Origin of the sequence: Escherichia sp. E4930 (assembly GCF_005845405.1) — a bacterium.
In the GTDB taxonomy this organism is placed as follows: domain Bacteria; phylum Pseudomonadota; class Gammaproteobacteria; order Enterobacterales; family Enterobacteriaceae; genus Escherichia.
This window is the reverse complement of record NZ_VCDZ01000056.1, coordinates 1-1743: the sequence shown is the minus strand read 5'-3', so window position 1 is coordinate 1743 and position 1743 is coordinate 1. Positions and strand designations below refer to the sequence as shown.

The 1743-nt window shown below is 40.7% G+C and carries 3 protein-coding genes; all 3 read right to left on the bottom strand.

Features of this window, described 5'->3' with window-relative positions; translation table 11 throughout:
* Nucleotides 1-375, bottom strand: a 375-nt coding sequence (locus tag FFT88_RS24720) for an alanine-zipper protein (RefSeq protein ID WP_240731104.1), incomplete at its 3' end; no start/stop codon positions are given.
* Nucleotides 376-475: 100 nt separating this feature from the next.
* The gene (locus FFT88_RS24715) at nt 476-781 is read right to left on the bottom strand and encodes a TrbM/KikA/MpfK family conjugal transfer protein (RefSeq protein WP_001223992.1); all 306 of its coding nucleotides are present in this window, start codon (nt 779-781) and stop codon (nt 476-478) included.
* A gap of 15 nt (nt 782-796) precedes the next feature.
* The coding region (locus FFT88_RS24710; protein ID WP_135406014.1) for a type IV secretory system conjugative DNA transfer family protein at nt 797-1743 on the bottom strand (947 nt) is incomplete at its 5' end.

Sequence of the window (1743 nt, the reverse complement as noted above, 5' to 3'; positions counted from 1 at the left end):
TTCTGCTGCCTCAGATTTTTCTGCCGCATCTTTGATTGCCTGGTTAGCTGTCGATTGAGCATTTTGTGCAATAGAATTAGCAGAGTTTGCTGTATTTTGTGCCGTATTAGCCGTGTTCTGTGCGTTCTGCGCAGCAGAATTAGCCGCATTTGCGGTTGTTTGTGCATTTTGAGCGGTAGAAGCAGCACCATTTGCAACATTTTGTGCATTCTGTGAATTTGACAAGGCATTATTAGCAATGTCTTTCACACCATCAACACAATCCGAAATATCAAGATTCTGAACATTACCAGTCAAATGATAAGTGCAATCTGCATATGCACTACCAGCAAACAGTCCTACTAAAACAGCTATAATAGATTTGGTTACTTTCATTTCTAACCTCAGTGATTGTAACTAATCATCACATTCCGTTGGCGCGGTATGTGATACTTGCAGTTCCCTGATACCCGTTGGCGCGGGTATCAGGTTTTAATCAGCCCTTAACGCGTCCGAACTTACTCATAATTTTTGAGATAGCAGCCGGATCAGCCGTTGAGCACTGATTCAAAAATGCCTTGCGGGCATCAAATGTTTTACTCCAGCGAATGCTTCCTTTTTTCTTTTTCAGAATATTAAAAAAGTCCTTTTCAGCACTTCTGCACTCACTTCCACCTCCTTGCCCGACAGCTTTTCCATACAGGCAAAGCACCGAAGCGCAAGGATCAGAAGCATAAGCAGGAATACTACCCGCCCCCAATGAAAATACGATGGCGGTAAATATCGCTTTAGCTTTTCTCATATAGTTCACCAGATATTATTCAGAAACATCCTCCAGATCGTGTGTCTCAAGATCTGGTTTAGTCATAACATCAGAAAACATACTAATATCATCTGAATATATTTTTGCCTGTTCAAGAATCTGATTTCTCATTTCTTCATCGAACAATACAGGCATTTCTACCGGATTTTCTTTAGCTATATCTACTCGTTTTTTAAACTCCTCCTCTTCAAACCAGATTATTTTGTTAGCTACAAATGGGCGAGTGTATTCACTCATTACGATTTCACGAACAGCCATATTACCCATTTTATTTTTATAATCCCGAAGCTCGACAATCTCTTCTGGAAGTAATACAGCACGGCTGACTATTTCATGATTTCGGGAACGAGAGCTACCACCTTTGCCACCACTCCGTGAGTCAGATTTCTTGATAATTTTCATATCCCTGACTCCAATTTCCTCAGAGATCTTTTTCGCCAGTTCATTTTTAGCCTTTGGCGGGTAATAAAGAACTACAGCCGAGTTTTCAACGAAAGTTTCCCAACCGTGAGTGCCATACATATCATCTTTTTTACCCTGCCCTTCGTTCTGCAAAATAATAACGAATCGCAGGTTAAAACCAGCGGTAAAGCCAACACCTTTTTCAATAATTTCGGACTTACCCATTGATGTAAATTCATCAAGAAGGACAAGACACTGATATTTCAACTCAGGATTCTGTTCTGGAAGCTCCTTTGTATTCTCATTCACTAGCATAGAGAAAAACAGATTCACAAGCCGTGAGTGAGTAATTAATGCATCAGGAGTCAGCCCAAGATATATCGACATAGGCTTTTTCCTGACCATTCGCACATCAAAATCACTTGCATCAGTAGCTGCTGCTGTGATTGGGTTCTTAAAAATACTCAATGGAGACGAGAAGTTGGTAATAATACTTCCTTGTGTCTTCTCCGGCGCTGCCATAAATTCACGAAACAGAC